Below are 22,888 nucleotides of genomic sequence, written 5' to 3' on the forward strand. Positions count from 1 at the left end.
TGCAAGCAAAACAGGGTTAACCTTGAGGGGGCCATCGGATGGGTGGCATGGCCACTCCTTAAGAAGCGCTGCTCTCTTTGGGTAGGAAGAGCAATTCCTCTAGCAGATTTGGCCTTTTCACTCCCGCTTCAGCCACTGCCGGATCTGCTCGGCAGCCACATCGCGACCTCCCAAACCAAAAGCCAAAGCCACCGCGACGGCAATCGCGCCCAGCACTAGGCCAAAAGCCAGCACCACAATGTCGGTGGCTACACCCATCTGCTGTAAGGCCATGGCGCCGACGAAAACCAAGATGGCCACCCGCGCCGCCTGCGCCAGCACGCCTGCAGAGGGGTTGCCCAAGCTCTTGATCATGGAATGGGCCAAATTGGCCAAGTAAAGGCCGATCCCGAACACCAAGGCGCCGATGAGCACCCGCCCGGAAATCAGCAACAGCCCCTGCACGATGTCGGTTAAAGCGGCAAACTGCAACAGCTCCACCGCCGGCACCGCCCCAAACAAGACCACGCCCACCCAGACCACCAGGCCGGCAATTTCAGAGGGGGTGCGCTGCTTCACCAACTCCCCTTCAGCGGCAGGCGCTTCAGGAGCAGGGGCCAAGGGCAAGCCGAGGCCGGCAGCCAAGCGGTCAAAGCCCACCGCCTGCAGCAACTGGGTCACCAAGCCCGCCAAAAACTGCCCCAGCCAGTAAAAGACGGCCAGAATCAGAGCCGATCCTGCAATTCGGGGAATGGCCCGCAACACCTGCTCCAGCATCGCCACCGCCGGATCTGAGATGGCGCGGATTTCCAGAGCATTGAGAGCCGCAATCACCGCCGGGATCAACACCAAGATATAGACCACCGTCCCGACGATCTGGGCCAACTGGGGAATGCCAAAGCGGGCCCCCAAGCGGTTGGCTCCTGCTGCCGCCAGCAAATTGGAAACGATCCCACGCACAATGCGGGCCAAAAACCAACCCACCCCACCGATGATGAGCGCTCCCAAAATGCGCGGCACCATCGATAGGATTTGATCCAGCAGGTTTTGCACCGGCTGCAGCGGCCCCCGCAGGTTCAGCGTATCCAGAATGAGCGGCAAAAAGAACAAGAGAATCAACCAGTAGAGGGCGTCACCCAGAGCTTCATTCAAGAGAAAAGGAGCGACCTCAGCCCCCCCCTCTGACTTTGCAGCCGTTCCTTCTGTACCCACCTCACCGGCAGCACTCTCTTGGTGAAGAGGCTGAACCAGCCGCTCGTCCAAGTTAAAGCGCCGCAGCCCCCGAATGACCGCTAGGCGGGCAACCGTGGCCACCGCCCAGCCCACCACCAGCAGCACCAGGGCTCCACCCAGCCGCGGCAGATAGACGAAAATTTCTCCCAAAAACCTGTTGAGTGGGTCGGAGACGGCCTGGAGCTGTAGGGCATTCAGCACCGCCACCAACACAAAAGCCAGGATGATCCAGTAAACAGCAGCGGCCACCCAGCGCTCCGTTTGCGGCAGCTTCTCGCCAGGCTTTTGCCCCAAAACCCAAGCAGCTAGGCGGTTATCGAGCTGCGTCCGCCTGAGCAGCCCCCGAACGCCGAAGGCCACCGCCGTGGCCACGAGCCAACCCAGAACTAGGATGGCAATCGCCGCCAGCAGATTGGGCATAAAATCGATAAGCCTGGACCAAAGATTGACAAAAAAAGAGACAGCCTCATCCCTAAAAGTGTTTACAGGGGCGTCCATAATTACCCTCACAGCCTGAAATGCTCAGGATGGACAAATGATAAAAGTAGGTTAGCCTGAAGTGCTTCCTTGGGCAAGCTGGGTTTGTCTGGGAGAAAGCCTCAAATGTCAAAAGAAACGGCGGGTCTTGAAACAAAGCTTTACATCTATCCACAGGCGGCAAGGGTTGAGCCAAGCTGCAGGGGTTCTGCCCAAGAAAATTTAAGGTTTAGGTGTATAGGGGAAAACTTTTGCAGTTCTTTAGCTTAATCGGCGGGAAGCTCCGCACTGTATTGGTGAATTGTGTTGACTCAAGAGCCAATCAGTGTCGGGATGCAAGCCGTTCGTCCTACACTTGAGGAGAACAAGTTAAATCTCTGGAGAGTTTCCCGCCGTGGGTCGCACGGTGGCCGCACGCTGAGACCTCTGTACAAACAAGTCTGTGAAGCGTGAAGCCGTACTCTATCTAAGTTGTGTTTACTCAACGAAGATGAGTGTCGGGAGTCGTTCACCTGCTTTTCACCGTTGTCCAGAGGGCGTCGATGAGGCGCAGCTCTTCCCCTGACAGCACCTTGAGGTAGCCCAGTTTGGCAAAGGTTTCTTCATCGGGGTAGATGGCCGGATTTTTCCGATCTTCCGGATCGATCAGGGGCAGCGCTGCGGCGTTGGGGGTGGCGAAGCGGTTGTGGTTGCTCAACTGGGCGCCGACCTCGGCATCCAAAATGAAGTTGATGAAGCGATTGGCCAGCTCAGGATTGGGGGCTTTGGCAGGGATGGCCATCACGTCCAGCCAAATGTGAGCGCCCTCGCGAGGGACGAAATAGCCGATATTGGGGTTTTCTTCGGTCGCCTGCAGCGCGTCGCCACTGTAGACAATCGCCACATTGGCCGTTCCGGAGACGAGTTGATTTTTGCCTCCTACGCCTCCGATGAGGCCGGCGCTGCGGCGTTTGGTCTCGATCAAAAGCTGCTGGATCTGCTGCAGTTCGGAGCGAGCAGTGGTGTTGATATCGAAGCCCAGGTAGAGGGCTGCCGCGGCAATCATGGAGCGCATCTCATCGATCATCACAAAGGGGCCGTACTGCTGCTGCGGGTCGAAAATCAATCCCCAAGAGCGCTCGAAGTTTTCCGGCAGGCGGTCTTTGCGGTAGCCGATGCCGGTGGTGCCCCACTGGTAGGCAGCGGTGTAGGTGTTCTCTGGGTCGAAGGGCAGGTCGACAAATTTCTCGCCCAGGTTGCTCAGGTTGGGAATCAGGTCTTTGTTAAGAGGCTGCAGCAGGCCCAGCTCCACCATGTTGGGCACAACGTAGTCGGTGGGCACGACGATGTCGTACTGGCTGACGCCGCCCCCCCGCAGCTTGGCGATCATGTCCTCGTTGGATTCGTACACACTCACCACCACGCGGCTATTGGTGGCTTTCTCAAAAGCCGTGAGAATGTCGGGATCAATGTATTCTGACCAGATGTAGAGGTTGAGGGTCTGCCTCTGGGCAGGGGTGGCATGGGGCCAAAACAGAGCCAGGATCAGCACACAAAAGGCCAGGGTTGTAGCCGAGGCAATCCACTTTTTCATGAGGTTTCTCCAACTGGGAAAAGTTGAAGACATCGTATCTGCTTTGTCTTAAGTTTTTGGGAGCGGCATGGCTATATGTCGCATGTTGTGAATGTGCTTCTGTTCGGCCAAAACTCTACCCGTGGCTGCGGGGATCCGGCTGATTGGGGAGGGTGGGTCTACTCCGCTCCAGCTCAGACACCGGCCCAATACTGGTCAACTGCAGAGGCTGCCCAGTGGCCAGAGCCAACACATTGGCCCGCAAAATCGACGGCGGCTGTTCTCCAATTGCCGATCCCAGCACCTCTCCCTGCCGATCCAAAAACAGAAAATGCGGGATCCCGCTTACCCGGTAGCGGCTCAGCTCCGGCAGCCACTTGGGATTATCCACATTGAGCATGACAAAGTTGACTTGATCGGCAAATTCCTTTTTTAGGTCGGCCAAGAGAGACGCCATCGCTCGACAGGTGGTGCACCAATCGGCATAAAACTCCACCAAAGAAGGTTTGCCGTTGGCTTGAGCTTGCTCCCAAGGTATGGCCTCTTGGGCCAGAGCTTCTAGGTGGGTGCCTGCCTGACGACTTTGGCTAGCCAAAAACAGGCCAGCCGCCATGACCACCGCCACCAGGGCAACCAGCCCGTTGCGCAGCCGTTCTGTCCAGTTTTCCCTCATGGTTCATTACCTCGCGATCGGCACATCTGGTGGATCTGGCTCTCACCGTTTTAGCATCCCAGCCTGTCCTGCCGGCTCCGGCCAGAGCAACATTTTGGGCCGGGATCCCGGCTGGAGAAGAGGGCCAGGTGAGCGATAATGGGTGCGGCGTTTGACCGATGGCTCAGCGATGCGCATCTCCTTGAAGTGGCTGCGAGAACTGGTGGATTTCCAACTTGCACCGGAAGAACTGGGGGAAGCCCTCACCCTGGCAGGGTTTGAGGTGGAAGAGATCGAAGATCGCCGCAGTTGGGCAGACGGCGTCGTTCTGGGCAGGATCTTGGCTGCCGAGCCTCACCCCAACGCCGACAAGCTGCAGGTTTGTCAGGTGGATTTGGGATCCGATCGGCCTGCAACCATTGTCTGTGGAGCCGCCAACGCTCGCGCCGGGATCCTCGTAGCGGTGGCCACGCCCGGCACCTATTTGCCCGCCATCTCCCTTACCATTGCCAAAGCCGACAAGCGCGGGGTGATCTCGGAGGGCATGATCTGTTCTTTGGCCGAGCTGGGACTGGAGAAAGCTTCGGCAGGGATCCACGAATTTCCGCCCGATTTGGATCTCAGCCTGCACCCGCTTGGCTCTGATGTGCGCCCGCTGTTGGGCCTGGACGATGTGGTGCTGGATCTGACTTCCACCGCCAACCGCGCCGACGCCCTGAGCATGGTGGGGATCGCCCGCGAGGTGGCCGCCCTCACCCGCAGCCCGCTGCACCTGCCGCCCATCAAGCCTCTGCAGGCCCAGCCCATCCCCAACTTTCAGTTGCGCATTGCTGACGCCAAAGCCTGCCCCGCCTACAGCGGCGTGTTGATCGAAGGGGTGAAAGTTGGCCCCTCCCCCGACTGGCTGAAACACCGACTGGCCGCCGCCGGGATGCGCCCCATCAACAATGTTGTGGATATTACCAACCTGATCCTGCTGGAGTGGGGCCAGCCCCTGCACGCTTTCGACTGGGATCGCCTGCTCCAGGTCATGGGCAAGAAAAAGCCCACCCTTGAAGTGCGCCTGGCCCAACCGGGAGAAACCTTGAAAACCTTGGACGGCCACACCCGCACCCTGCAGCCCGACAGCCATCTCATTGTGGCCGGCGGCCAACCGGTAGCCTTGGCCGGGGTCATGGGAGGGGAAGAGACCGAAGTCAGCTCGACCACCACCCGCATCTTTTTGGAAGCAGCCCTCTTCGATCCGGCGGTGACGCGGCGCTCGGCCCGCTCCCACTCGCTGCGCACCGAGGCTTCCACCCGTTATGAGCGAGGCGTGAACTTTGCCACCCTCGATCAGGCTCGGGATCGGGCGGTAGAGCTTATTTTGGAGCTGGCGGGCGGATCGGTAGTAGGCCTTACCCGCTTCGACCAACGTCCGCCTTTAGAGCGCACCTTGAAGCTGCGGCTGTCGCGGCTGATCGATGTGTTGGGGGACGAGGTGCAGGCAGCGGATGTGGAAGAGATCTTGTCTGCTTTGGGCTTTCGGCTCTCTCGCTGCGAGGAGGTCAGCTCCCGGAGTGCCCTCTCCCCCGCCACCGAGACGGCAACTGTGGCCCGCTGCGTTTGGCAGGTCGCCGTTCCCCCCTATCGCCTGCGGGACATTGAGCGGGAGATCGACCTCATCGAAGAGTTTGCCCGTCTCTACGGCTATGACCGCTTCTCGGAAACCTTGCCCACCGAGCCGCAGGTGGGATCCCTTTCGACACGAGAAACATTCACGCGCCAGATCCGAGAGGTGCTGCGCGGCATTGGCCTGACGGAGGTGTACCACATCTCCCTCTGTCCGGCGGAAGAGGACAGCTCCCTGGTGAAAATCGCCAATCCCCTTTCGCCGGAGTACTCCGCTGTGCGCAAGGCGCTGCTGCCCGGCCTGGTGGAGGCCTTCCGCTTCAACTGGGATCAAGGCAACGGCCCGCTACAAGCTTTTGAGATTGGCCGTGTCTTTGCCCATGCCCTGCCCACCAGCCCCCACCCTTACCAAGAGGCCGAGCATGTCGGCGGCATTATGGGCGGGGATCCCAATCCCCACGATTGGCAACACCGCAACCGACCCATGGACTGGTTTGAGGCCAAGGGGCTGCTGGTCTCGGCGCTGGAGCGGCTGGGATTTGGCCCAGAGTTGCGTCTGGATCCCCCTGAGGCGCAATCGCCGCTGCTGCACCCCGGTCGTCAGGCCGGCCTGTGGATCGCAGGATCCCGCATCGGCTTGTTCGGCCAGTTGCACCCCCGCCTTTGCCAGGAAAAGGGCCTGCCGGATCAGGTCTATGGGTTTGAGTTGCAGTTGGATCCCTTACTGGAAAGCCTGGAGAGACGAGGCATTGTGCAATTTGCTCCCTTTTCGCCTTTTCCTGCTGCCGATCGGGATATCGCCTTCTTTGCGCCGCTTGACCTCACGGTTGGCGAGATCGAGAAAGTCATTCGCCAAGCCGGCGGAGAACTTCTCCAATCGGTGCAGCTTTTCGACGAGTACCGTGGCCAAGGAGTACCTGAGGGGCAGCGCAGCCTTGCCTTTCGCCTGGTGTACCGCGCTGCCGATCGCACCCTGACAGATGCGGAGGTAGAAGCCCTGCAAAACCAGGTGAGGGCCCAGTTGGCAAAACAATTTCCGGTTACCTTGCGCAGCTAAGTGACTGCTTCATGCCCCAACCGCTATTCGCCCCCCCTCTCCCACAAGGGGAGAGGAGAGTTGGAGATCAACACCTTTCTCTACAGTTGCCGCCGCTCTCTTCTGGCTTCAATGTCAAAAATCAACATGACCTATAACAAACGGCTGCTGCGCGCTTTCCAGTCCAGCTTTTGCTCCAGAAGAAACTCCAAGTGAGGCAGATAGGCTTTACAGCTATGCTCTCCTGAACCGATTAGGTGAGTGGCATTGAGGTTTTCAATTCTGGGGTGAAACTCTCTAATTGGCTTGATCCCACAGGGGCTGCGGTTGAGGGAAGGGGCTTTGAAGACGTAGGCCAGAACCCAATCGTCTTCGTTGTAGATATTCACCAACTTTCCGGTGATATTTTCTATATGTAGACTCCAGTTCTTATCGGCCTGCCTCCTAACAGCACCGCTGAGCAAGATAACATCTTTAAGACGCCGATCTGCAGTCTGGGGCCAACCGCGCATGATGTAGTAGGCTACCCTTGCCCCCAAGGAAAACCCCATCAGGGTAATCTGCTTTTCCGGCAGAGCAGAGAGCAGGGGATAGGCGTGCTCCAGTCCCACTTCTTTGGCCTTTGCTTTGTGGGCTTCCCAGTGGGCAAGTAGTCCTACCCCTAGCTTCAGAGGGGACAAGGTCAAACTCGCCGGGTTGGAAGCATCCCACCAAAGGTAGTACAGGGATCCCTGCCATCCGGCACGTCGGAGTGTTTCCCACAACAGTCTTTTTTCCCAAGGTTGGGTTTCACCTTCGCTAAGGAAACCGTTGATGAAAACTAGGGCCTCGTCCCAACCCAGGGAGGGTTCAATACAGATCAAATAAGGCTCATGATGGGTAAATTCTTCGAAAATATAGTCTTTAATCTTTTCAACAATAATTTCTGTAACTTTCTGGCTGACTTCGAAAGTGGCTTGACCCGTGCCAAGAAGAATTTCTCCAACTTTTTGGATGGTATCGATACCTGTACCAATGACAGTTTGCGCAACTGACCCGGCAACCTTGCCTGTATCAAAGGCGGTCTCTACAACTTTTCCGCCAATCTGGGCAAAACCTTTGAAGACCCCCTCAAGAATGTCTTGCATGGTCAATGGCACCCCCTGAGCGCTGAGACCAGCAAAATACTAGTACTATCTTACCCGCGCCGCATGGCGGTAACCCCCGTGGGATCCAGCACCTTGCCGCGCTCTACCTCGGCGTAGACCAGGTAGCGATCGCCACACTCCATCCAAGTTTTCACGCGGCACTCTAGGTAGGCCAGGGCATCCAATAGAACCGGGCAGCCATTTTCGCCAGTGGCCGTGGCCAGGCCGGCAAAGCGGTCTTCGCCAGGACGCTGGGGCCGCTGAAAGTGTCGCTGCAGGCTGCTGCCTTTGCCCTCCCGCAAGATGTTAAGCACAAAGGTCGCTTGGGGATGGATAAGCAGTTCCGCCTCGCTGTCCCTGGTTACAGAAAGGGTTAGGCCGGGGGGGTTGAAGCTGGCCTGGGCCACCGACGAGGTGAGAAAGCCGCGCGGGATCCCATCTTGCAGGGCGGTCACCACACAGAGGGATCCCACCACCCGGCTCAAGGCCTGTCCCACCCGATCCGCCTGGGTTTCGCTGCTGGTTTGGCGGGGGGCACGCGCTCGCTTGGCCTTGCGCAGCGCCTGGGCAAACTGGGATCCCGCCTCTTGGCAAGTTTGTAGGATTGCAGGGGTGGGCTTAAACTTGGCGCGGATCGTCTCAAACCCCAAAGAAAAGCCGGCATTGAGCAACTTGCTCTCGATGAGATCCACCGCTTCGCCGCTCCAGCCGTAGGAGCCAAAAACCCCCGCCAACTTGCTGGTGGGAACCGAGGAGAGGATGATGCCCAAAACCGTTTGGATCTGGACAGGGGGATGGCCGGCCAAGGTGGGGGATCCGATGATGAACCCTTGACAGCGCTCCAGGGCCTGGGCGATCTCGTCAGGGGTGGCCCATTCGCAGTTAATTCGCTCCACCGTAACCCCAGACTGTTCCAGCCCCTGAGCTAGGGCTACAGCCATCATGCCTGTATTCCCATAAGCCGAGGTGAAGAGCAATGCCACCCGCTGCTCGCCAGGATCCTCCTCGCACCAAGCGTGGTAATCCAAGCGCAGCCGCCGCAGGCTGTGGCGCACCAAGGGGCCGTGGGCAGGGGCGTAGATTTGGGCGGGAAACTCCTCCAACTTAGCCAGGGCCGCCTTCACCTGGGGCAATTGGTTGCGGTGCAAACAGTCGAAGTAGTAGCGGCGGTCTTCGCTGAGCTGCCGCCAATGCTCGTCAAACACCTGCTCGTCGCAGACATGGGCGCCAAACAGCTTGTCGGTGAACAGGATCCCGGTGGCCGGGTCGTAGGTACAAAGGGCATCCGGGTGGCGGGGCGTGGGCACGGTGCGAACGTGCAGCTCATGCCCTTCCCCCAAATCCAGGCGATCCCCGTCGCGGAGCACCCGCAGGCGGAAAGACTGGTCGCCATTGTAGGTAATGCCCAGATCGGCTGCCTCTTCTTCGTCGCGGCTGCGGGGCACGGGATCCATCTCTTCAAAGGCGGCCCGCAGCGTGATGGATCCCGGCTTGGAGCAGAGCACCATGGCGTAGGGGGCCAGGGGCAACAAAGCTTTGAGAGTAGCAATGCGGTTAAAGTTGACGTGGCTGAGCAAAATAAAGTCCAACCGCTGCAGATATTGGTGTTGGGCCAGCTCCTCCAGAAAGATGTTGGTGAACGATTCCCCCGGCGGATCGATGAGAAGGGTTTGGCGGGCCTGGATGAGGTAGCTGTTGGCGGTGGTGCCCCGTTGCCGGGCATATTCCAGCTCAAACTTCAAGCGATCCCAGGTGCGGGAGCGGAGAACCAACGTGGACGGGCCGATATGGGCCACTTGGACATCACGGGCGGGGATCCTACTCTCCATAGCAGCCTCCGATGCGGCGTCTGTCTTCAGCTTGCCACGAAGCTGAAGGACTGGGGATCCCCTTTCAGAGTTGTGGGAGGCTGCGGGTTGGCTTAACCAAAAGCAAATACAGCATGAACAAGCTGGCGCTTCCCCCCAGAGGTGGGGATGTCTGAAACTCGGGATCCCTTGCATACTGTTGCTATCTTGGCACTCGCACAGGTGCTCCCTCTTTTCCCCGTTATCTGAGATACGGCCATGCCTGCTCCTTCCCCGCTGTTGCTCAAACTTGCCCTGCGTCTGCTTGGCTCTCTGAAGATCCCGGTGGATCGGCGCAGGATCCGCGAGCGTGGCTTTGTTCTACCGGTCGCCATCTTGATTGTGCTGGTGTTGAGCTTGGTCACGGTGGGCCTGCTCACCCGCTCCACCCAGCGCAACATCCAAACCCAGGTGGAACGAGCGGGGCAGACGGTTAGCCGACAACTCAACGCCGCCATCGACCGGGCGCGGGCTAAGATCGACTACCTGGTGCGGGATCCCCGCCTGCCCGCTGGCACCCCTACTGATGCCCAACTTGCCGCGGCCTTGATTAACGACGGGGCGGGAGGGCTGCTCCCGCGGGATGAGAACGAGCCCTACATCCTCCCCGATGAAACCCAGTTCGAAATTACAACCAACATCGAGGTGGAGGATCCCAACAACCCCGGGCAAACCCTGCCTGTGCCGGTACGGGCGCCGGCCTGGTGGTTTTTGGTGGACACCGACAACAACGGCGTCAACGACTCCGTAACTGTCTACACCATTCTCAACACCCGTCGGGCTGCCAGTGCCGGCTTTGAGGATAGCCGGCTAACGGATACGGAGCGGGCGCGGCGCCTGATGATCCGCAGTGGCCCTCTGCAAGGGTCGGCTCTGGGCGCTTGTACCGACAACCCCGCCGAGCAGACCGCCAACCCCAACGTGGGAGACTGGTTCCAGGTGGGATCGGCGCTGTACAAGCCTTTCCAGGTCTTTGCCGTCACTTTGCCCATTCAAGGCGCCGACTCCACCACCCGCGCCATCTCGGCTTTGCAGTTCCAGCAGGATCGGAAGCGGGATCTCCTCAACAAGTGGGGGGCCTTCAGCCGCGGCGACCTAGAGTTTTTCTTCACCCCCGGCTACAACTGGAACGGCGCCATCTACGCCGGCGGCAGCCTTTTCTTCCGCTATGCCCCCAACAACTTGTTCCGGGCTTTCACCATCAGCTCGGAGCAATCCTGCTTCTACATGCCTGTAGATAACTCGGAGATTACTGCCTTCGGAGAGCTGGTGGCAGGGGCTATTGGCTACGCCGGCCAGCAGGTGAGCGATACCCTGATTTTCGATGTTCACTCTGGCCAGCAAGACGTAGAGCCGAGCGAGTCTAAGCTAAACAACCTGAACTTTGACTCGGTGCAAAACGGGGTGGAGCCGGAGAATGTGGCCCTGGATCCGCTGGAGCTCCACCTTTTCGGCCGCATCCGCACCCGCGGATCCTATGCCTCAGATGCAGCGGGATGGGCGGCTTCTCCCCTCAACGCCAAACGGGAGCCCAACCCCGGACGGATCAAGGCCGGCGGTTTTCAGGCCGGTTCCGACCAGGTCTGCCCTCCCTACGTGGACGATGTCTATCGGGCCGACAACCGCTTTGGGCCCAAGGCCAGCTACGAACGTCCGCCCGTGACGCCTGACCCGCAGAATGGCTGCAACGTGCCCACCTTTGCCGAAAAGTTCAACGCCAGGGCAGGTGACACAATCCCGTCTGAGGCCGAAAATGAGCTGGGCGAATCCCTCACGGCCGACGAGCCGCCGCCGGGCGCACTCTCCGAGGTGGGGCTGGATGGCTACTGGGAGCGACGGGCCCGCGTGGAAGGCCTGCGGGTGATCGTGGGGCAGCGCCTGGAGCTGACCCGCACCGACTCTTTGCCGCTGCCGTTGGTGCCAGGGGGCGATCCCAATGATCCCACTAAGCTACAGGCCATTTTCATCAGCAACGAGGCGCGGCAACGCTTGACCCTGCGGGATAACCCGGCGGCGGTGCAGGCCACGGCGGTTTACCACCACAGCCACCAAGATGGGCGCTTCCCCATCGCCTGCCTGGCCACGGTGGCTCACCCCGGCACTCCCTGGAGCTTGCGGCGGGCTTCCACCTTCCCCGCCGGCGATCAGACCAACCAACTGGGCATCAACTTCTTCACCGGCCAGGGCACCAACGTCTGGGAGTATGATCCCGGGCCGATGCAAGAGCGGCTGCGGCCTGGCACGCCCCTGTGGACGGCGCTGACCAACCTGGCCAATTTTGCTGGCGACCCCGACGGAGCCTATCCGCCCAGGCAGGAGGCGGGCCGCATCCACCCAGATCCGTTCATCACTGCCTTTGGCAACTTCTCCGAGCTGCGGCGAATCATCAACAACCCGAACAACCTTAGCTTGGCGGATCAAACCACGCTGCAGACGGCGGGTTGCATGCTGGGCATGCTGGCCGACAACATTCTGCGGATTGAGGCGGCTGCCAACGCCGGGGATCCAGCAGCTCAGATCCTTTGGGATGACATCAGAGCCAGCCGTGAAGGCAACCTGGATGCCCTTGAGCGCAACCGCTTCTACCTGCCGCTGCGCTACATCTTCCCCACCAGCGACTTTGGCCAGGCGGATCCCATAGAGAGCGAGCGGCGAGGCGCCTACTCCTGGCTGCCGGCTGCCACCTACCAGGCAGTAACCGACCTCGAGCAAGTGGCTCTTCGGCCTCGCTCCACCATCAACGACTGGCGTTTGCCCCGTGCCACTGCCACTTGCCCCAGCAGCACCCTACTCGGTGGCAACCACCCCAACAGCAACCAGATGGAGCTGATCCAGGTCGGCGACCAGTGCCATCGCGTGCCCTTCAAAGATTCGGTGTTTTACGATGGCCGCGAGGCAATGGCGGTGCGGGCCCTCAACATCGACCTGGCCCTTTTGACCAACAACGCCAATGGTCAGGCCAACGGCTTGATTAACGGAGATACTTGGCTGCCTGCCGGCGTGCAAGAAGGCCGCGAAGGGGGTATTTTCTACGCCTTCCGGGAAGATGCGGTGCGGGAGGATGCCATTGCCCGCCCGCCTTTGACCAACTTCGCCGCCTATCAAACTGCCTGGCAAGCGGCAAACGCCCGTGGCACCCTTCCCTTCATCATGAATGCCGGTCAGCCTGGTCGCAACCAACCGGTCGGCGATCCGCCTGTTTCCGATCAAGGCCTCAGTCCTAAGCCGGTGGACTACTACCCCGATCCGGATCGGCGGCCCTATGGCTTCCGGCTGCGCAATGGGGCAGTGTTGGCGCGGGGTGGGTTTAACCTCGATGAAGCCGTCTTTGGCCTCTCCTTTATTTCCGACAACCCCGTCTACATCCAAGGGGACTTTAACCTGCACCGGACGAGAGGAGCCGATCCGCTGGAAGAGTTCGAGACTCTCCTCAACTTCGGATCAGACGGCCTTTACAGCAACTTCTACGGGCGGCTCCGGAGGAATGAAGACCGGCGCTTTGCCCGGGCAGCCCAGGATCTCTGGCGGCCCAGTGAGATCATAGGCGACTCGGTCAATATCCTCTCCGCCGATTTCTGCGATGGCAGCATTGACGACGGCTTTGTCCAGGATGGCACCCTCAATGGCGGCGGCAGCAACTATAACTCCGGCCAGGACTACGCCGGTGGGCGTGCCTCGGCTCCTCGCCGCAACGACTACTACGGCTGCAGCGGCCCAAACCCGCGGGGCAACACCTCCTTCCTCAACCAGGCGCTGGTGATCCGGGGCGACAACTGGCCGGCTCCAGATCCGAATAACGCTGGCGCCGGTGTCCTGCGCTTCGACAACACCGGCGGGGCCCAGAACCTGGGCGACAACACCAACCAGCCCGGCTGGCCGGACGTGTTTGCCCGCGACACCCTCTTTGAGGGCCGCAACAGCACCGATCCCAACTCCAATGAAGCCGACCGGACGGTAGGTCTGAGCGTGCCGGCGGAGCGGCAGTTGCGGGCCCCAGACACGGGCTATGCCAACTTCGGCGTGCGCATCTCCGCCTTGGGCAACCCGGTGCTGGATACCTCCCGCTGGGTGATGGTGGCTCCCATCGGGCCCTGCCCGAACCCTGGCGGCGCTGGCCTGCTGGCCGAGTACTACAACGGCTGGATCAGGAGCCCGCAGAACGAGTACAACCGCAACACAGGGTTTGCCACCAACCCCAGGGGCCAGGAGGTGGGCCCTCTGCCCACCAACCCCCAAGATGTTCAACGCGCCAACCTGCCCTACCTGCGGGCAGTGCGCTGGCCGGATCCGGTGTTCCCGGTCCAGGGGGTGCCGGACGCCATCGGTCAATACAACAACAACGACTACACCAGCAGTGCGCCGCGTTGTCCAACGACCAATTTGGACAGCGCCACCAACGACCAGCGCTGGGCCTGCGTGCGCAACGCTATCGATAATCCAGCTAACCTAGCACCTTTTGCCCGCAGCGGCAGCGGTTTTCCCTGGTGGGGCGGCTTCCAGTACCAGTTCGGTAACAGCACGTCCCGGGATTCAAGGTCTCCCTTCAAGCGGATGCTGTACAACGATTTCCCCACTTGCAGCGGATCTTTGTCTGACATTCTGCAGCCCCTTTGCCGCCTGTCGGTGCCGATTCTCTCGCCGCCGAATCCTTGGGAGCCTCAGCCACCTTTCATCCCGCCTGATCCTAGTCCGGATCGCCGGGATCGCGGCGACTGGTTCTGGATGCCCAGTTGCGGAGAGCCAGACGGCAATAACGGCCTGCCGAATGCGCCCATCGATGCGGATGACATCGGCTATTCCTATGTGCCTGTCGGCAGCCCTCGCATTGGATACGACCTCACTAGGCTGCTCCCCAACGGACAGGGAACTAGCGAGCTCCGATTCAACCCCAACCAGTTCAACTTCCTACGCTCCTGCTGGCGGCGCAGAACCGGTGGATCCGGCAGTGGCAACAACAACGGCAACGATTTCTTCGTCGTCCGCTGGGTAGGGGAGCTCTATCCCCGCTGGCCGGGCCTGCAGAGCTACCGCATCCTCGATGGTGATGATGGCGTGCGGCTGATCATCCGGCGGCGGGAAGGCTACGATGCCACTTTTGTCAACCACGGCGTTTGGAACGGCAATTCTCTCAGCCTAGGGCCGAATGCGGCAGGGGCCGAGGCCTGGTCAGATAGCGGCAGCAACCAGGTCACTCTGCGCTTGGAGCTGGAGTGCGCGCCTGCACAAGGGCCTTCTCCTTACCTAGTGGAGATCCAGACCTATGAAAACACCGGCACTGCGCGATTGCGCTTTGCCACCCGCGATGGCAGCGAGCTAGAAGACTACGACCTGCGCTACCTGAAGCCGCTGGAGCCGGTGAATAAACCTTGCCAGCCGGATCGGAGCAAAGAGCTGCTGAAGTATCCGAGCAACCCTCTGCTGAAAATTCAGGACCACTGCGCGGACAGCCTCAATTGTGATCCCAAGTGGGGTAATTGGGAGCCCGCTTGTAGAACCGATATTTGTGTTGCAACTACCATCACCCAAACCAGAAAAGCCGACCTACCCCTCGGCTGCCCCGGCACAGCGCCGACGCCCCAAACCCGGCAGATCACCTGCTACCCACAGTACAACTATGGGCCTTGGTCTGACTGGAGTCCCCAATGTACCCAGCAGCAGCAGTGCAGCCGGGCCACCATCACCCAAATGCGCACCCGTACGGTTACGCCGCTCTGTACCAGCCAAGCTCCCTTCACCGAAACCCAAACCCAAACCATCACTTGCCAGCCGCCGGGTGCTACCTGCACCTATACAGATTGGACTCCTCAGTGCACGCTGGCCAACGGCGGCCTGACGATAACCCAAACCCGCACCGAGACCTGTACCTCGAGCTGCGGAACCACCACCCGGCTGCAAACCCAAACGGTTACCTGCACGCAGACTTGCAACTACGACTGGGGGTCCTGGTCGCCGGCTAGCTGCGACGAGGTCATCAACCAAATCGCCTGTGGCACAACCAAAACGTTTACCCAAACTCGGACGGGCACCCTCATCGCCAGCACCAGCAGCCCCACCTGCCAACAAACCAAGACGCAGTCGCAAAATCTCACCTGCCAAGGGCGGCCTTGCGGGCCGGGTACCTTTGCGCCCGATGCTCCCGGCAAGAGCCCCTTGGGTGAGTGGATGGCGGCCAAGCCCAACACGGTGGAGCTGCGCCCCGTGGGCGAAGTTCAAGCCGAGCCGGAGCCGGAGACGATCGGCGTCCACGACGTGGCCCAGGCTGCCGATGAAGGTGTAACCATTGCCCTGGAGCCGCGGCTTTCGCCGGTGCTGGAGGTAAAAGCAGGGGTGCCCAAGCCGCCCAAGTGGCCCAACCCTGCCGAAGCCCTGCAGGCCGCCTTCAACTGGATCTTCGGCGAGCCGGCCTACGCCGCCCGCAACGGCCTGAAGAGTAACTTGCTGCTCAGCCAGATCGCCAACCCCAGCAAAGAGCCGGGCATCCGCCCTGCTGAAAGCGGCGCTCAACCGATTGCTGGCAAGCCGGCTCCAAACACCGATGATTGGGCGCGGCAACTGCGGCGCCGGTTGCTCAAAGGGGATCTAACCGTCCGCTGCGACTCTGAGGAGAAAGTCGGCCCCGATGGCGGCTTCTGGGTGCCGGGGGTGTTCCGCCCCAACTTCAACGACCGCTTCAGGTACACCGCCTACACCGGTGCCAGCCGCCCCAGCACGTTGCGCTGGGAACTGGTTAAGGATTGGAACGGCAATGGAAAGCCTGACTTCCGGGATGACAACGGAGATGGCCTTCGCCAAGACAACGAACCTTGGGATGAAGTTAAAGTCTGGGATCGGGATCCGCTGTTTGGGTTGGACATGGGTCGCCAGCCCAACGAGACTGCGACTGTACTCGAAATCCAACCCCAAATGGCGCTCAACCCCTACGCCCGCGTCAACAAGACCGCTGCGGCCCAGGGTTACACCCCCGCATCCCAGTACGCGGACGGCTACTACATCGACGATAGGGGCGATGGGGACAGCGAAAAAATCCGCAACGGCCTGTGCTTCTACGTCAAGCCCAACGGCAACACCATCCAGGTACAGGTTGACCGGGATGGCGGCAACGGCAATAACCCCGAGTGGGTGGATGTGGAGCCCTTTACCCTGGATCTGAACAAGCCCACCACCGGCTTTGCTGGCAACAACCCGGTGCTAGGGGTGATCCTGGACGAGGTGACGCGGCGACCCATTCCTATTCCCCGCTTCCAAGAACTGGCCTCCACCGACCCGAACCAGCGCCGCCGCAACGACGACGGCAGCCAAAACCGGCAACTGCAGCCGGCCCGAGAGACGCGGGTCAACGCGGTGGCTGTTAGCGGCGTGCTCCCCTCGCGGCTGGATCAAACCGCCGGCGGCATGCACAACTTCCTACGCCTCAACGAGCTGTGGAGAAATACCAACCTCTTCTTCAGCGGCTCAATGATCCAGCTCAACTACAGCACCTATGCCACCGGCCCCTTCTTGCAGCGCAGCTTCGAGCCGCCCAACCTGGTGCCGGATCCAACCTTTGTGCTCGGCTACGACTACTACTCCCCACCCAACCGCCGCTTCGGCTACGACGTGGGCCTGCAGATTGCCCGCCGCCCCGGCGCCGTCTCCAGCCGCTTCCAGTTCCCCTCCAACGCGCGCACCGAGTTCCTGCGCGAGCTGGATCCACAAGATCCGTATGTGCGGCGGCTGCGCTGCGCGCTCCAGGATCAGTCGGATGTGCCGTTGGATCCGTCTGCCCAGATTGGCGGCTGCAATGAGTTCAATTGATATGGAGCTGATATAGATCCGTCCGGTCAGGGGCAAATTAAAGTAGGGGCGAAATAGGGAGGGATCGATGAGCAAGGGTCAGTTTTGGCGGCAATCGGCAGCAGAGGGCTTTACCCTCATTGAGGTGTTGGCCTCGGTGATCATCGTGGCGCTGGCCATGACTGCTCTTGCCCCTGCCCTTACCTTAGTTGCCTACCGGCGGGCCATGAGCGAGCGGGTAGAGCTGGCCAACCGCCTGGCCCAGGAGGAGGTGGATCGCATCCGCACCCTGGTGGATATCGAGCTGTCGGCTGCTCCAAAGGCTTTTCAGGATCCGGCTCAACGGGATCGTCTGCCCAGAGTGGGAGAAGATCCGCTGGCCAACACCCCACCCCCTGACGAGATGCCCGCCGATGCAAATGCCGGCAACTACACCCACAAAGACAACTATTCCCTTCGCCTGGCGCAAGTTCAAGTGCCGGGGCGGAACCCGGAAGAATACGTCATCCAAACCTTCCGCGACGAGGGGGCGCCCTGCATCGACCGGCGGGAAAGAACGGTTATTGAGGGGGTGCCCTGCAGCTTTCGCCTGGGCGTGCGGGTTTACCACCGCTTTTCTTTTGATCCAGACACGCGCCAAGCGCTGCCTGGATTGGGAACGGAGCTGGTTTCGGCCAACCAAAACTTGGCCAATGCCGATGTCTGGCTCTTTCCCCTGGCCACCTCCTTTGTAGAAATTAACTCCGCCGCCGACTTGGGAGATGTTTGCCGGCAGATAGCCATTACCATAGGTGCGGATCCCATCGAGAGGTGCCGGGCTTTCCCCCTGCCTGCCAGTCCTGTTGAAACCTGAGGTAGAGCCTAAGTTCCTTTCCGCAAAACCTGTTGCAAGATGGGGGTGTTTCCCTATGGTTTTCAGGATCTTTCGCCGCCGAGCCAGCAGAGGGTTTACCCTCATCGAGCTGTTGGTCTCGCTGCTGATTGCCTCCATCTTTCTCCTGGCCACCGCCATGATCGTCATCGAGACGATGCGGCTGGATCGGGAAGAGACGGGCCGCACCCAGGTGCAGGCGGAGCTGACCCAGGCCATGGAATTTATCCAGCAGGATCTGGCAGAAGCTCTCTACATTTACAACGACACCGAACAGCCCAACGGAGACGGGATCCCAGATGTTACCCAGCGGCTTTACGAGCCAGGCTGGATCCGCCGCCCCGATGACGCTATCCCGGTTGTTGCCCTTTGGAAGCTGGAACCGATCCCGCGGGGATGCTACGCGGGCAACCCCACCTTGCAAGAGATTCGCGAAGGCCGTGCTACCTTGCCTGCTGAACCACCTGCTGGGTTCCCGCTCACAAACGGCAGAAATGCGGATTGGGAAACGCTGCTCAGCCGCCGCGGCATTTACACCCTGGTGGTGTACTACCTGCGCCGCAACTACAACAACGCCGGCAACCCAACAGGGGACACTCCTTGGGAAGGCAACGCGCGGATCGAGCGTTTTGAGTTACGCCCCCTCAACACTCAGGGTCAAAATGACTGCGCTGGTCGCAGCCCGTTCTTTGTTGAAGATCCCGATCCGTTCCGGGAAGGTTTCCTTGCTTGGCCTTCCGAGCAGGCCCGAGCACGCCAGATCCCCATTGCCAGCAGGGCGGATGGCCCCCGCCTGATAGCTCTGGTCTCGAACATCTTCAGCAGCCGGGAGGGGAGTCCGCAGGTTGCACCCGCTTGCCCGCAGGGCTATGCCTTTGGCGGCGGCAAACCCAACGGCGTCACCTTCTCAGGGTTGGCAGATAACCAGAACGACGTGGGCTTCTACGTCTGCGTGCGGCGCAGCCCCGGCGCCGACCGACCCCAGGATGTGGTCATCAACATCACGGCCACGGCCATGGAGCGGGCCAACCCCGGCCTCTTCCGTCGCTACATTCAGGATGCCACCAGCGTCGATATCTCAGAGGTGTCGCGCTACCTGCTGCCGCTGCAAACTCGGGTTCTTGCCCGCGGTGTTATCAACCGTCAACTCTCCTAGGGGGAATGTCCACCATGTTGGCCTTGGAGAAAAAAACCATTGGCCCGGCGCGGCCGCTTCGATCCCAGGGCTTCACGCTGACAGAGGTCCTGGCGGTGGTGGTCATTATCGGCATTCTGGCCGGGCTGGCCGTCCCTTCCGGGATCAACATCTGGGCGCGCATCCAATTGGAGGACGCGCAAAACAAGGTGGAGCGAGCCCTGCGCACCGCCCGCGCCAACGCCAGAGCTTCTCTCCAAGGCCGTGCTTGGGTGGTCGAGATCGATAACTCAGATCCGAATGTCCCCACGCTGGTGATCCAAGACGAGGAAGGCCTTTGCGATGAGCCCACCCCTTGTCAGTGGTTGCGCCTCAATAATTTTGTTACTGCCAGCAATACCTTCAACGGCGGAAGGGCCGTTTTCGACTCGGAAGGGCGGGCGCGTCAGTTGGGGCGCTTTGTGGTCAGCAGCACCTACTCCCAGGGCGAAAACCGCTGCGTGGTGGTGAGCACTTTGATCGGCACTCTCCGCAAGGACAATAACCCTGAGTGTGGCAACGTGACCAACGAGGCAGAGGAAGGCTAGTTGGGGTAGGATAGTCAGGCTGCCGATCCCAGCCCCTCTCCCAGCCCAAGCGCTCCGCGCCGCTCACGCGACCACCCCCGGCCCCTCTCCCAAGGGGAGTCAGCCCTCACCCCCGGCCCCTCTCCCAAGGGGAGAGGGGAGCTATGGGTGGCTTGTGGTTGTTTGCTGTAGGTTCACTGGTTATGGTCTCCCTAACTCTTGAAGTTCCGGAAAAAGTCTTCCCCTGGCACGCTCGGCAGCCGGCTCTGCTGGTGCTGGCCGATGGCACGGCCTTTGCCGGCTGGTCGTTTGGAGCGGAAGGCACGGCGGTGGGTGAGGTGGTGTTCAACACGGGCATGACCGGCTACCAGGAGGTGATGACGGATCCAAGCTACCGGGGGCAGTTGATCACGTTCACCTGCCCGGAATTGGGGAACACCGGGATCAACGAGCTGGATCAGGAGTCGGCCCGGCCCCAGGCCGCCGGGATCATCGCCCGCAACGTGTCGCGCCTGGCCAGCTCCTGGCGCGCTACGGGGACGCTGCCTGAGTACCTAAAAGAGCACGGGATCCCGGGCATTGCCGGGGTGGATACGCGGGCCCTGACGCGGCGGCTGCGCTCCCAGGGGGTGATGAACGGGGCCATTTCGACGGAGATCTTGGATCCGCAGACCTTGCTGGAGTGGGTGCGCCAGGCCCCTGCCATGCAGGGGCTGAGCCTGGTGGCAGAGGTTACAACGCCCCAGCCCTACGAGTGGCTGGAGCCCACGCCTGCCGATTGGGACTATGGCCGCAGCCAAGGGATCCGGATCCCGGATCCCCCCTTGCGGGTGGTGGCGCTGGATTTTGGCATCAAGCGCAACATCTTGCGCCGCCTGGCTCGCTATGGCTGCCGCGTGATGGTGTTGCCGGCCCACGCCAGCCCTGAGGAGATCTTGAGTTACAACCCGGATGGGATCTTCCTCTCCAACGGGCCCGGGGATCCGGCGGCAGAGACGACGGCCATCCGCACCACCCAGGCGCTGCTGCAAAGCGGGAAGTCGATGTTTGGCATCTGTCTGGGCCACCAGATCCTCAGCTTGGCCTTGGGCGGATCCACCTACAAGCTCAAGTTCGGCCACCGCGGCCTCAACCACCCCTGTGGGCTGGAGAAGGAAGTGGAGATCACCAGCCAAAACCACGGCTTTGCGGTGGAGGCCGCTTCGATCCCGGCTGAGGAAGTAGAAGTTACTTACCTTAACTTCAATGACCGCACCGTGGCCGGGATCCGCCACCGCCAGTTACCCCTCTTTTCCGTGCAGTATCACCCAGAGGCCAGCCCCGGCCCCCACGATGCCGACCATCTCTTCCGGGAGTTTGTGGAGCTGATGCTGCAGAACAGAGGGCAGGAGTAGCTTAACCCTCACCCCCAGCCCCTCTCCCTGAGGGAGTCAACCCAGGCGCTCCGCGCCGCTAGCGCGACCACCCCCGGCCCCTCTCCCTGAGGGAGAGGGGAGTTAGGGACAGGGCGGCGCGGGCTTCTTCCCGGTCGTCGAAGTGGATTTTTTCGGTGCCCAGGATCTGGTAGTCTTCGTGGCCTTTGCCGGCAATCACGACTGTATCGCCCGGCTGGGCCTCCAGGATGGCCAGGCGGATGGCTTGGCGCCGATCCACCTCCACCGCCCAGGGGGATCCAGGGATCCCGGCCAAAATGTCCTGCAGGATCTGCTGCGGATCCTCGGTGCGGGGGTTGTCGGAGGTCACCACCACCCGATCGGCCCAGGTGGCAGCAATGCGGCCCATCTGCGGGCGCTTGCCCCGGTCGCGATCCCCGCCGCAGCCAAAGACGCAGATCAGCCGGCCTTGAACTTGGGGGCGCAGGGCCTTGAGCAGGTTTTCCAGCCCATCGGGGGTGTGGGCATAGTCTACGATCACCGTGATGTCCTGCCCCGGCAGGCTCACCCGCTCCATCCGCCCCGGCACACCGGGAAAATGGGGCAGGGCCGACTGGATAACCTCAACAGGGATCCCCAGGTGCAGCGCCACCCCTACTGCCGCCAGCAGGTTGGCCAGGTTGAAGGATCCCACCAGCGGCGCTGCCACAGCAAAGCTGCCCAAAGGAGTGTGCAGGGTTGCCTGCAGGCCGTTGGGGTGAAGTTGAACGTCACTGGGCCAGAGGGCAGGGATCCCTTCGAGGGGCTGCAGGGAGTAGGCCCAGGGCTCCAGAGGGGCTGGGATGGCTTCGAGCAGCCGCCGTCCGCCCTCGTCGTCGGCGTTGACCACCGCTCGCCCCTGCAAGTACTCCGGCCGGAACAGGGTGGCTTTGGCCTGCCAGTAGTTTTCCATGCTGCCGTGGAAATCCAGGTGATCCTGGGTGAGGTTGGTCCAGACGGCAGCGGCAAAGCTACACCCCCAAGCCCGATCCTGGGCCAGGGCATGGGAGCTGACCTCCATCACTGCCACCTCGGCGCCGGCTGCCTTGGCTTCTCTCAGGCTGCGCTGCAGCTCCAGCGGAAACAAGGTGGTGTGGGGGGCTACCTGGCAGTGGCCGGGCCAGCGGTTGTAGAGGGTGCCCAGCAAGGCAGTGGGGCGACCGGCAGCCTGCAGCAGATGTTCGATGAGATGGGTGGTGGTGGTTTTGCCGTTGGTGCCCGTCACCCCTACCAGGATGAGCTGGCGGGCCGGAAAGCCATAGAAGGCTGCCGCCACCTGGGCCACAGCCCGGTTCAAGCCGGCGCGGGGCCACACCAAAATGGGCTGACTGCTCCCTTCAGCCTCTCCGCTGACTTGCTTCCACGCCTCCTGCGAGATGAGGGCTGCCGCCGCTCCTCCGGTAAGCGCCGCCCGGACAAACTCGCCGCCATCGACACGGGATCCCGGCATCCCCAAAAACAGATCCCCGGCCTGCACCTGGCGCGAATCGGTGCACAGACCCCTGACCTGCACCCCCTCTAGGGATCCCTGGACCAACTGGGGTTGGATCCCGGCTTGGCCGAGCAATTGGCGCAGATCGATCCCGTTGCTTCCCATGCTTTTGCCCCTCCCCACAG

13 protein-coding genes are annotated in these 22,888 nt (G+C 61.1%); 6 read left to right on the forward strand and 7 right to left on the reverse strand.

Annotation, left to right across the window (positions count from 1 at the left end; all coding sequences use genetic code 11):
• Nucleotides 1-117: 117 nt before the first annotated feature.
• From NW851_RS02150 to NW851_RS02165, 4 genes are all read right to left on the reverse strand, one after another.
• Nucleotides 118-1,632, reverse strand: coding sequence for a mechanosensitive ion channel (locus NW851_RS02150; RefSeq protein WP_414336829.1), 1,515 nt, complete (start codon nucleotides 1,630-1,632; stop codon nucleotides 118-120).
• A gap of 565 nt (nucleotides 1,633-2,197) precedes the next feature.
• Nucleotides 2,198-3,262 (reverse strand): spermidine/putrescine ABC transporter substrate-binding protein, encoded by a 1,065-nt coding sequence (locus NW851_RS02155; RefSeq protein WP_414335349.1) that lies wholly within the window; start codon nucleotides 3,260-3,262, stop codon nucleotides 2,198-2,200.
• Nucleotides 3,263-3,377: 115 nt separating this feature from the next.
• Entirely contained in the window at nucleotides 3,378-3,914 is a 537-nt protein-coding gene (locus tag NW851_RS02160; RefSeq protein ID WP_414336831.1) for a thioredoxin domain-containing protein, read from the reverse strand.
• Between the two features lie 42 nt (nucleotides 3,915-3,956).
• Nucleotides 3,957-4,091 carry a hypothetical protein gene (locus NW851_RS02165; RefSeq protein ID WP_414336833.1) on the reverse strand — a complete coding sequence of 45 codons (135 nt, stop codon included), beginning with the start codon at nucleotides 4,089-4,091 and terminating at the stop codon, nucleotides 3,957-3,959.
• Here NW851_RS02165 and pheT point away from each other — a divergent pair.
• The gene (gene pheT / locus NW851_RS02170; protein ID WP_414335353.1) at nucleotides 4,084-6,561 is read left to right on the forward strand and encodes a phenylalanine--tRNA ligase subunit beta; all 2,478 of its coding nucleotides are present in this window, start codon (nucleotides 4,084-4,086) and stop codon (nucleotides 6,559-6,561) included. The two genes, NW851_RS02165 and pheT, sit on opposite strands and share 8 nt — an antisense overlap.
• Before the next feature lie 131 nt (nucleotides 6,562-6,692).
• Here pheT and NW851_RS02175 read toward each other — a convergent pair whose 3' ends face one another.
• Nucleotides 6,693-7,667 (reverse strand): DUF726 domain-containing protein, encoded by a 975-nt coding sequence (locus NW851_RS02175; RefSeq protein ID WP_414336835.1) that lies wholly within the window; start codon nucleotides 7,665-7,667, stop codon nucleotides 6,693-6,695.
• A gap of 50 nt (nucleotides 7,668-7,717) precedes the next feature.
• The gene (locus NW851_RS02180) at nucleotides 7,718-9,496 is read right to left on the reverse strand and encodes a diflavin flavoprotein (RefSeq protein WP_414336837.1); all 1,779 of its coding nucleotides are present in this window, start codon (nucleotides 9,494-9,496) and stop codon (nucleotides 7,718-7,720) included.
• Between the two features lie 237 nt (nucleotides 9,497-9,733).
• Between NW851_RS02180 and hpsA the strand changes: the two genes are divergently transcribed.
• The 5 genes from hpsA (at nucleotide 9,734) to carA (ending at nucleotide 21,253) form a co-directional block, all read left to right on the forward strand.
• Entirely contained in the window at nucleotides 9,734-17,308 is a 7,575-nt protein-coding gene (gene hpsA / locus NW851_RS02185; RefSeq protein WP_414336839.1) for a hormogonium polysaccharide biosynthesis protein HpsA, read from the forward strand.
• Between the two features lie 67 nt (nucleotides 17,309-17,375).
• Nucleotides 17,376-18,140, forward strand: coding sequence for a prepilin-type N-terminal cleavage/methylation domain-containing protein (locus NW851_RS02190; RefSeq protein WP_414336841.1), 765 nt, complete (start codon nucleotides 17,376-17,378; stop codon nucleotides 18,138-18,140).
• Nucleotides 18,141-18,195: 55 nt separating this feature from the next.
• Nucleotides 18,196-19,314, forward strand: a complete 1,119-nt coding sequence (locus NW851_RS02195) for a PilW family protein (protein ID WP_414336843.1) — start codon at nucleotides 18,196-18,198, stop codon at nucleotides 19,312-19,314.
• 14 nt (nucleotides 19,315-19,328) lie between these two features.
• On the forward strand, nucleotides 19,329-19,880 hold the full coding sequence (locus NW851_RS02200; protein ID WP_414336844.1) for a Tfp pilus assembly protein FimT/FimU: 552 nt from the start codon (nucleotides 19,329-19,331) through the stop codon (nucleotides 19,878-19,880).
• A 182-nt stretch (nucleotides 19,881-20,062) separates the two neighbouring features.
• The gene (carA, locus tag NW851_RS02205; protein ID WP_414333969.1) at nucleotides 20,063-21,253 is read left to right on the forward strand and encodes a glutamine-hydrolyzing carbamoyl-phosphate synthase small subunit; all 1,191 of its coding nucleotides are present in this window, start codon (nucleotides 20,063-20,065) and stop codon (nucleotides 21,251-21,253) included.
• Between the two features lie 58 nt (nucleotides 21,254-21,311).
• Here the strand turns inward: carA and NW851_RS02210 are convergent, their stop codons facing one another.
• Complete coding sequence (locus NW851_RS02210) at nucleotides 21,312-22,868, reverse strand: UDP-N-acetylmuramoyl-L-alanyl-D-glutamate--2,6-diaminopimelate ligase (protein WP_414336845.1); 1,557 nt, start codon at nucleotides 22,866-22,868, stop codon at nucleotides 21,312-21,314.
• Nucleotides 22,869-22,888: the final 20 nt, after the last annotated feature.

Origin of the sequence: Synechococcus sp. H55.7, assembly GCF_047462395.1 — a bacterium.
Classification (GTDB): Bacteria; Cyanobacteriota; Cyanobacteriia; order Thermostichales; family Thermostichaceae; genus Thermostichus.